At 69.7% G+C, this 9,662-nt stretch carries 7 protein-coding genes and 1 pseudogene; 4 read left to right on the forward strand and 4 right to left on the reverse strand.

The features are described 5' to 3' along the window. Positions 1 to 107 precede the first annotated feature (107 nt). The 3 genes from qcrB (at position 108) to IE269_RS17270 (ending at position 3,228) form a co-directional block, all read left to right on the forward strand. Positions 108 to 1,721, forward strand: coding sequence for a cytochrome bc1 complex cytochrome b subunit (gene qcrB, locus IE269_RS17260; protein WP_189823831.1), 1,614 nt, complete (start codon positions 108 to 110; stop codon positions 1,719 to 1,721). Positions 1,722 to 1,804: 83 nt separating this feature from the next. Then, the gene (locus IE269_RS17265; protein ID WP_189823832.1) at positions 1,805 to 2,647 is read left to right on the forward strand and encodes an alpha/beta fold hydrolase; all 843 of its coding nucleotides are present in this window, start codon (positions 1,805 to 1,807) and stop codon (positions 2,645 to 2,647) included. A 104-nt stretch (positions 2,648 to 2,751) separates the two neighbouring features. Beyond that, on the forward strand, positions 2,752 to 3,228 hold the full coding sequence (locus tag IE269_RS17270) for a GNAT family N-acetyltransferase (RefSeq protein ID WP_189823833.1): 477 nt from the start codon (positions 2,752 to 2,754) through the stop codon (positions 3,226 to 3,228). Positions 3,229 to 3,294: 66 nt separating this feature from the next. Here IE269_RS17270 and IE269_RS17275 read toward each other — a convergent pair whose 3' ends face one another. The 3 genes from IE269_RS17275 to IE269_RS17285 form a co-directional block, all read right to left on the reverse strand. After that, a complete protein-coding gene (locus IE269_RS17275) occupies positions 3,295 to 4,500 on the reverse strand; it encodes a 2-oxo acid dehydrogenase subunit E2 (RefSeq protein WP_189823834.1) in 1,206 nt (401 codons plus the stop codon). A gap of 101 nt (positions 4,501 to 4,601) precedes the next feature. Then, a complete protein-coding gene (aceE, locus tag IE269_RS17280) occupies positions 4,602 to 7,289 on the reverse strand; it encodes a pyruvate dehydrogenase (acetyl-transferring), homodimeric type (RefSeq protein ID WP_189823835.1) in 2,688 nt (895 codons plus the stop codon). 106 nt (positions 7,290 to 7,395) lie between these two features. After that, entirely contained in the window at positions 7,396 to 8,136 is a 741-nt protein-coding gene (locus tag IE269_RS17285) for an SDR family oxidoreductase (protein WP_189823836.1), read from the reverse strand. Between the two features lie 270 nt (positions 8,137 to 8,406). On the opposite strand from IE269_RS17285, the gene IE269_RS17290 reads away from it, so the two are divergent. Continuing rightward, positions 8,407 to 8,868 carry a cupin domain-containing protein gene (locus IE269_RS17290; RefSeq protein WP_189823837.1) on the forward strand — a complete coding sequence of 154 codons (462 nt, stop codon included), beginning with the start codon at positions 8,407 to 8,409 and terminating at the stop codon, positions 8,866 to 8,868. Positions 8,869 to 8,969: 101 nt separating this feature from the next. Here IE269_RS17290 and IE269_RS17295 read toward each other — a convergent pair. Next, positions 8,970 to 9,251 (reverse strand): annotated as a pseudogene (locus IE269_RS17295) (cupin domain-containing protein); the annotation flags it as partial. Positions 9,252 to 9,662 lie beyond the last annotated feature (411 nt).

Here is a 9,662-nt window from a genome sequence, read left to right on the forward strand (position 1 = left end):
ACCGAACCGCGCAACGGTGTCACACCCTTGCCGTCTCCCCGGTCTTGACTGGGACAGCAGTTCATGAATGCGCCTGAAAAGTGCAGTCGGAAACGAATGGTGACGAGATGGGCAACGACGGACGACCGCTTGAGCCGGAGCGGGGGAGCGGCGGAGACCGACTCGTCACATGGGTGGACAGCCGCACGGGCCTGCGGGGGCTGACGCGCTCCGCGCGCCGCACGGCCTTCCCGGACCACTGGTCGTTCCTGCTCGGCGAGATCGCGCTCTACAGTCTCGTCATCCTGCTGATCACGGGTGTCTACCTCAGCCTCTACTTCCACCCGTCCTCCGACCTCGTGGCCTACGACGGCCGGTACGCGCCGCTGCGGGGGCGGTTGGTGTCCCAGGCCTTCGACTCGACCCTGCACCTCTCCTTCGACGTCCGCGGAGGTCTGCTCGTCCGCCAGGCCCACCACTGGGCTGCACTGGTCTTCGTCGCGGCGGTCTTCGCGCACCTGATGCGGGTCTTCTTCACCGGCGCGTTCCGCAAGCCGCGCGAGCTGAACTGGGTGCTGGGATTCCTGCTGCTCGTCCTGGCCATGTTCGCGGGCCTGACCGGCTACGACCTGCCCGGCGACCTACTGTCCGGAACCGGCCTGCAAGTGGTCAACGGCACGCTGCTGTCGATTCCCATCGTCGGGACCTATGTGTCGTTCTTCCTGTTCGGCGGCGAGTTTCCCGGCGAGGACCTGATCGCGCGCTTCAACACCCTGCACACGCTGGTGCTCCCTGGGGTGGTCATCGCCGTGCTGGTCGGCCACGTGGTTCTTGCCGTACGCCACCGGCACACGCAGTACGCCGGCCCAGGCCGGACCGAGAACAACGTCGTCGGCCTTCCGTTCAAGGTGTACGCCGTCAAGTCCGCCGGCTACTTCTGCTTCGTGTTCGGCGTAATCTTCTTCATGGCCGCCGTGGCCCAGATCAACCCCGTGTGGGACTACGGCCCCTTCCGCCCCGACCAGGTCTCCGCCGGATCCCAGCCGGACTGGTACATGGGCGTCGCGGACGGCCTGCTGCGCGTCATGCCCGGCTGGGAGATCGACCTGTGGGGTCACACCCTGGCCCTGGACAACCTCCTGCCCCTGCTGGCCGGGATGCTGCTCTTCCTGGCGATGGGCGCCTACCCCTTCCTGGAAGCCTGGGTCACGGACGACGACCAAGACCACCACCTGCTGGACCGCCCCCGCAACCGCCCCGTGCGGACCGCCCTGGGGGTGGCCTGGCTCAGCGTCTACGCGGTGGCGCTCATCGGCGCCGCCAACGACGTGATGGCCACCACGCTGCACGTCTCCGTCAACTCCGCGACGTGGACCGTGCGCATAGGCTTGTTCGTCGCCCCGGTCCTGGCCTTCGTGATCACCAAGCGCCTCGCCCTGGCCCTGCAGCGCCGCGACCGCGACAAAGTGCTGCACGGACGCGAGACCGGCATCATCAAGCTACTGCCGCACGGCGAGTACGTCGAAGTCCATGAGCCCATCGACCAGGCGCGGTTGCACACCCTCACTGCCCACGAGCAGTACCTGCCCCTTGAGGGCGGTCCCGATCTGGAGCCCGACGGCCCCGCCCCCACCCGTCGCCTGCGCGTCGCGCTCAGCCGTGTCTTCCACGGCCCGGGCACTCAGATCCCCAAGCCGTCGCCGACCGAGCACAAGGAACTCATCGGGCGGCACCGGCCCTGAGCCATCCACCGGCACCACCCGCCTCCCGTCCGGGAGACGCGGGCACTGCACCGATCACCGATCCCGTCCGAAAGGCCATCGTCATGGACCGAACCTCCGGCACCAACCGGGCCCGAACCGCTCTCACCGCCCTGGCCACCGCGAGCGTCTTCACCGGGCTGCTCGTCACCGCGACCGGCCCGGCCGCTGCCGACAAGGGCGCCACCGTTGAAGGACCCAAGCCAACCGTTGTCCTGGTGCACGGCGCGTTCGCCGACTCCACGAGCTGGAACGACGTCGTCCGCGAGCTGCGGCACGACCGGTACCCGGTGGTCGCCGTCGCCAATCCGCTGCGCTCCCTGAGCGGTGACTCCACCTATCTCAAGGAGGTCCTGGCCGGCATCGACGGGCCCATCGTCCTGGCCGGGCACTCGTACGGTGGCTCGGTGATCAGCAACGCGGCCACCGGCAACGAGAACGTCAAGGCGCTGGTCTACCTCGCAGCCTTTCTCCCGGAGAAAGGGGAGAGCGCGGCCGACCTGGCGGCGAAGTTCCCCGGCAGCACCCTCGGCGACGCGCTGCGGTCGGTGCCGACCACGAACGCCGACGGCTCCCAGACCAACGACCTCTACATCCGCAGCGACAAGTTTCACCACCAGTTCGCGGCTGACGTGCACCGTGCCACGACGGACCTGATGGCCGTCACACAGAGGCCGATCACCGACACCGCTCTGGCCGGGGAGGCGGCCGAGCCGGCCTGGAAGACCATCCCCTCATGGGTCCTTGTCGCCACACAGGACCGCAACATCCCGCCCGCGGCCCAGGAGTTCATGGCCCAGCGGGCCCACGCCCACACCTCGAAGGCACGGGCCTCCCACGCGGTGAGCGTCTCGCAGCCCGGGAAGGTCACCGAGGTCATCGAGGACGCCGCTCGCTCGGTGCGCTGACACCGCCAGTCGAATGCTGTGCGGACGGGCGCGTCGCGGCGAGCCCGTCCGCACAACTCGTCGCGTTGTCCCCGCACCAGCCCCGGATGTGCAAGGACGAGCTCATGCGCCGCGAACCGCGGATCACCCCCATAGGCCCAGCCGACGTCGCCCGAATCGTGGCGCTGCACCGCCGCTGCACACCGCAGACCCTGTGGAGCCGCTACCACCGTGCGATGTTCGACCCCGGCGGCTGTCTGCCCACGCTGTTGAACCGCCCCGGTTCGGTCCATCTGGCCGCACAGGAAGTCACCGGACGCCATGTCGCCGTCGGCCATCTGATGCCGGATCACTCGGCTGTGGAGGCCGCGCTGCTGGTCGAGGACTCCTCGCAGGGCCGCGGACTCGGAACCCGTCTCCTGCGGCGTCTGGCACGTCACGCGCTCAGCGGTGGCTGGGAGAGCCTCTACGGTCTCTTCCTGGCAGGGGACGAACGCATCGAAGCCATCCTGCGCCACGCGGACGTCACCGTGAACCGCACGCAGGACGGCGACACCGTCACCGCCCGGGTGCGGACCCGGGACCTCGCCAAGAGCGGATGAGACCACATGCCTGCGCCGGTGCGGCAAGAGAGCCGCACCGGCGCTTCCTCTCCTACGCCACGGTGTCTACGCTGCGGTCTCGGCGTAGAGATTGCCCTCGAACTCCGCGGCCTCCAGGATCGCCTTGACCGAGGTCAGGTAGCGGGCCGCGTCAGCCCCGTCCACCAGCCGGTGGTCGTACGACAACGACAGGTGCACCAGGTCCCGTATGCCGATGACTTCGTCGTCACCGTCGCGGACGACAGCCGGCCGCCTGACCGTCGCGCCCACGCCCAGGATCGCGACCTCCTGCGGCGGCACGATGACTGTGTCGAACAGCGCGCCGCGGGAACCCGTGTCGGAGATGGTGAACGTCGCTCCCGAAACGTCGTCGGGAGTGAGGTGCCCGCTGCGGGCCCGGCCGGCCAGGTTGTGGACGGCTCGCGCGAGCCCAGCAACCGTCAGGTCCCCGGCCGCCTTGACGACCGGGGTCATCAGGCCTTCCTCCGTGTCGACCGCGATGCCGATGTTCTCGGTGTCGAAGTAGGTGATGGTGCCCGCCGTCTCGTCGATCCTGGCATTGACGACAGGGTGCGCCCGCAACGCCTGGGCGGCGGCCTTGATGAAGAAGGGAAGCGGCGACAGCGTGAGCCCCTCCCGGGCGAGGAAGCCGTCCTTAGCCCGGCCACGCAGCCGCATGAGCCGTGTGACGTCGGCCTCCACCGTGGTGGTCAGCTGCGCCTGCTCCTGGAGGGCCTTCTTCAGGTTGTTCCCGATGGCTCTGCGTATGCGGGTCATCGGAACCGTACGGCCGCGCAGTGAGACGGAATCCGGGCCGGCGGTAGGGGCGGCAACAGGTGGTGCGGCGGCAACCGCGGCCGTCGGGACGGGCGCCGGCGCTGGTGTGGGCGTGGGGACCGGCGCCGGGGACGACGGGGCAGCAGGAGAGGGGTGTGGCGCAGTGGCTTGGCCCGGAACCGGGGCGGGGGAAGCCGCCTCGGTCGGAGGCGTGGACGGTGCGACCGGAGTGGGGGTCGGTTTCGTCGGAGCCTCGACCGGTGTGCCGATGACGCCGAGGGCGGCGCCGACTTCGACGGTCTCGTCCTGTGCCGCGGTGATCTCCAGCAGGACACCACCCATCGGGGCGGGGATCTCGGTGTCGACCTTGTCGGTGGAGACCTCCAGCAGGGGTTCGTCGGCCTCGACGCGCTCGCCGACCTGCTTCAGCCAGCGGGTCACGGTGCCTTCGGTGACGGACTCGCCGAGGGCGGGCAGGGTGACGGAAACCGTCATGATGTCGTCAACTCCTCAACACCGGCGGGCGCGACGCGACGGCCCGCCGGACTTGTCGTTCGTGGTGTGGTTTGTGCGGGGCCGGTCGCGTCCGGTGTCTCTCAGCGGTCGAGGCCGTATCGTTCGCGGGCCTGATTGACGGTCGCCGACGGGACCTGCCCGGCGCGGGCCAGACGGTCGAGCGCGGTCACGACAATGGACTCGGCGTCCACCTGGAAGTACCGGCGGACGTCTTCGCGTGTGTCGGACAGACCGAATCCATCGGTGCCAAGGGAGTAGTAGTCCTGCTCGATCCACTGGCTGATCTGATCCGGAACCTGTCGCATCCAGTCGCTGACCGCCAGTACGGGGCCAGGTGCACCCGCGAGAGCCCGGGTGACAAACGGGGTGCTCTCCTCGCCGCGCATCCTGGCGTCGTCGGCGCGCATCGCGTCCCTGCGCAGCTCGGTCCAGGACGTCACCGACCACACGTCGGCGTGCACGCCCCAGTCGGAGGCGAGCAGTTCCTGCGCCCGCAGGGCCCAGTGGACGGCCGTACCGGAGGACAGCAGTTGCAACCGCGGGCCGGCGGCGCCGGGTTCGGCGGGCCGGAACCGGTAGACGCCCCGGACGATGCCCTCCTCGATGCCCGGCACCGCCGGCATGGCCGGCTGATGCTTCGGCTCGTTGTAGACGGTCAGGTAGTAGAAGACGTTCTCGGGCCGCTCGCCGTACATCCGGCGCAGGCCGTCCCGGACGATTACCGCGATCTCATAGGCGAAGGCCGGGTCGTAACTGACCGCCGCCGGATTGGTGGCGGCCAGCAGATGCGAATGGCCGTCACCGTGCTGAAGTCCCTCGCCGGTCATGGTCGTGCGCCCGGCGGTGCCACCGACCACGAAGCCACGGCCCATCTGGTCGCCGAGCGCCCAGAACTGATCGCCGGTGCGTTGGAATCCGAACATCGCGTAGAAGATGTAGAACGGGATCATCGGCTCGCCGTGGGTGGCGTACGAGGTGGCCGCGGCGGTGAACTCGGCCACGGAACCGGCTTCGGTGATGCCCTCGATGAGGAGCTGCCCGGTGGCGGTCTCCCGGTAGTGGAGGAGCTGGTCCGCGTCGACGGGATCGTAGGTCTGACCCTGAGGCGAGTAGATGCCGGCCGTGGGAAACATCGACTCCATGCCGAAGGTGCGGGCCTCGTCGGGAACGATCGGCACCCAGCGCGCGCCGCTCCTCTCGTCCCGCATCAGGTCCTTGACCAGCCGGACCAGCGCCATCGTGGTGGCGATCTCCTGGTGGCCCGATCCCTTCTCCAGGGACTCGAAGGGCTTGGCGGGCGGCTGTGGCAGCGGCGCGGCCCTCACCCGGCGCAGTGGGAGGGGGCCGCCCAGCGCGGCCCGCCGCTCGTGCAGGTACCGTACCTCGGGCGAGTCGGTCCCGGGATGCCAGAACGGGACCTGGTCCCCGGCGAGCGCGCTGTCGGGGATCGGCAGCTCCAGCACGTCGCGCAGCTCCCGGAACTGAGCCATCGTGAGCTTCTTCATCTGGTGGTTGGCGTTGCGCGACTCGAACGCCGAGCCGAGGGTGTGCCCCTTGACCGTCTGCGCGAGAACCACCGTCGGAGCGCCGCGGTGCTCCACCGCGGCCCGGTAGGCGGCGTACACCTTCAACGGCTCGTGCCCGCCACGGGAGTTCTCGAACAGGTCCACCACTTGAGCGTCGCTCAGGGACGCGGAGAGGGCCGACAGGGCGTCCCCGGTGAAGAAGTTCTTCCGTGCATACGCGGCGTCGCGCGCGGCCAATGTCTGCAACTGCGCGTCCGGCACCTCGCCGAGACGCCGCACCAGGTCACCCGTGGTGTCCCGGGCCAGCAGAGGGTCCCACGCCTCGCCCCACAACGTCTTGACCACTTTCCAGCCCGCGCCCCGGAACCGTGCCTCCAACTCCTGGACGATCTTCGAGTTGGAACGGACCGGGCCGTCCAGGCGCTGCAGGTTGCAGTTGACGACGAACGTGAGGTTGTCCAGGCCCTCGCGGGAGGCGAGCGTCAGGGCGGCCATCGACTCCGGCTCGTCCGTCTCCCCGTCGCCCAGGAACGCCCACACCCGTGAGGCGGAGGTGTCCTTGATGCCGCGCGCGTGTAGATAGCGGTTGAAGCGGGCCTGATAGACGGCGCCGAGCGGGCCGAGCCCCATGGAGACCGTCGGGAACTCCCACAGCCACGGCAGCCGCCGAGGGTGTGGGTACGACGGCAGGCCGTCACCGCCCGCCTCCCGGCGGAAGCCCTCCAATTGCCCGGCGCTCAGGCGCCCTTCGAGGAACACCCGTGCGTAGATGCCCGGGGAGGCGTGCCCCTGCAGAAAGAGCTGGTCGCCGGAGCCGTCGCCGTCCTTGCCCCGGAAGAAGTGGTGGAACCCGATCTCGTACAGCCAGGCCGCCGACGCGTACGTGGAGATATGGCCGCCGAGCCCCAGAGGCGAACCCCGGGTGACCATCGCGGCGGCGTTCCACCGGTTGAGCGCGGTGATCCTGGACTCCATCTCCAGGTCACCGTCGAACGCGGGCTGCGCGGCGGCCGGGACAGTGTTGATGTAGTCCGAGGACAGCAACGGGGGCAGCCGGGTTCCGGACTCCTCGGCGAACTCGTGCACGCGCCGCATCAGGTAGGCCGCCCGCTCCGGCCCTGCGTTGCGTACGACGGCGTCGAGCGAGGCCCGCCACTCGTCGGTCTCCTCCCCGTCACGATCGGGCAGCTGGTCGAGCTCACTGATCGCGGGCGAAACAGTGGGCCGGGACGGATCGTTCATGGCAGCCTTCCTGGCACAGCGTGAGGAACGGGCGGGACCGACCGCGGACACAGGAGTCGGCGGCCGGCGGGAAGCGCGGGCGACGGTGCGGCGTCGCCCGGCGGAGTCAGCGGCTCTTGAGCCACTCGGCGAAGGTGCGGTGGCCGAGGTGTGCGTGCGGACCGGGGAGCAGATCCTGCTCCCCGACGACCGCGCCGAAGAAGGGCGCGCGCGTGTCGGCGACCACCGGCCCGCTCCGGCCCAGGACCGCCAGCAGCTCGCCGGTGGCCTCCTCGAGCCGGAGCTCTTCCGGCCCCGCGACCTCGAGCACCCCGAACTGCGGCAGCCCTACTGCGGCATGGGCGACTGCGGCGGCGACTTCGTCCGTCGAGACCGGGCGCATCAGCAGAGGCGGCACGTGCACGCCGTCGGGCCGGATGCCGTCCGTCGCGATCGCCTCGACGGACTCGTGGAACGGCGTGGCGCGCACCAGCGTCCAGGGCACGGTGGCGCGCCGCGCCAGGTCCTCCTGCGCCGCCTTGGCCCGGAAGTAGCCCGAGCCGACGCGGTCGGCGCCCACTACCGATAGCACCACATAGTGCTCCGCGCCCGCCGTGGCAGCGGCCTTGAGGAGATGGCCCGTCGTGGCCGTGAAGAACCGCGTACTGACCGTCTGCTCCCGGGAGGGGGCGTCGGTGACGTCCACGACCACTTCGGCGCCGCTCACGGCCCGCTCCAGGCCCTGCCCGGTGCTCACGTCGACCGCGTCCGCGCGCGAGACGGTCACGACCTCCACCCCGTGGTCGCGGAGCCTGGCGACCGTCAGCGAACCGATCAGACCGGTTGCACCTACAACGACGACTCTCATCCGGATCTCTTTCGTCGGGGGCCGATGGCCCTTGCCGGGCGTCCGAGGGGCGGCGGCGGGCGTCCGCGCGCCACCGCGCTCACACCACCTAGACAGGCCGCAGTCGGTTCTTGTGACACCGTGTCGGGCGCGGCCGACCGCCATTGCGTGTCACACATCTCCGATGAACCCGGTCAGGAGGATCGAGCGGTCACCACGACCGCGACGATCACGTGAACGCGTGGACGATGTGTCCCGCACACACAGTGCAACCACGGAAGGTGCGACCCAGTGTCGGAGAACTCACAGCACACCCCGCACGATCACCACGGACACGGCACGGGCGGCGTGGACGGCCCCAGCTGGACCCGGGCGGCGAAGATGCTCCAGGACGCCTCACCGGTCGTCGTTCCCGAGGGCGCCTCGGCCATGACCATCCACGTCGAGTGGGAGCCCGGTGACCCGGGCACTCCGCCGCACCGCCACTCGGGACCTGCGTTCGGCTACGTCATCAAGGGCGCCGTCCGCTTCGAACTTGAGGGGGAGCCGGAGCGAGTCGTCGAGGCCGGCGGCACCTTCTGGGAGCCCGGCGGTGACGCCATCCACTACCAGGACGGCAACGCACTGGACGACGAGCGGACCGAGTTCGTCGTCACGATGATGTGCGCCCCCGGCAAGCCCATGCTGGAGCTGGTCGACGAGGCGGAGCTGAAGGAGCGCGCCCACCTGCGCGCCCCGCGGCAGATCGCCTGACGCGCGGCTCGGGGCCCTGCGTCCGTGACACCGGTAGTTGCCGGGGTGCCAAGGATGCAGGGCCCCGCTCTTTGTACGTGGCCCTTTTCCCGCCGTCGCCGCTAATCCACGAAGTACGAGTCGTGCCGGTCGAAGAACGCGGCCCGCTCCTCGTCGGGAGCGTGCGCCAACTGCGACACGTGCTCGAAGCACTCCTCGCGGGGAGCCCCCGGCGTGAACAGCAGCAGCATGTCGGCCGGTTCGTCGGAGTCGTTGCGGAAGGCGTGCAGCCCGCCCTGCGGCACGTGCAGGAAGTTCCCCTTGCGTGCGTCGACCCACTGCACACCGTCGTAGACGCGCACGGTGCCGTCCAAGACGTAGAAGGATTCGGAGATCCTTCTGTGAACTACGGGCACTTCCCCGTCGGTCCAGCAGCCGTTATCGCGTTACGTGGTCCATGGTGACCGATACGCGGTCGGCGAGTTCCTGGAACTGGGTGTCGGTGTACCAGGCTCTGCTGTACGTCAGGTCGACTGCCAGGCGGCCTTGGTGGCGGCTGACGGCGGCGAAGCGGAGCTGGTGAAGTTGGGTGTGTCGGGTAGGTGTCCTGTGGGAGGGACGCCATGGGGAAGAGCCTCCGAGTTGAGCTGACTGACGTTCAGCACCGTGATCTGCACGGGTTGCTGGCCCGCGGTGATCTGACCGCGTACACCCGGCAGCGGGCCGAATGCGTCCGCTTCCTCTCCTCGACCGTGGCCGGACCACCGTCGAGGTCGCCGACTTGCTGGAATGCCACCCGGTGACGGTCCGCGCCG

This window comes from Streptomyces spiroverticillatus (assembly GCA_014650415.1).
Taxonomy (GTDB): Bacteria; Actinomycetota; Actinomycetes; order Streptomycetales; family Streptomycetaceae; genus Streptomyces; species Streptomyces spiroverticillatus.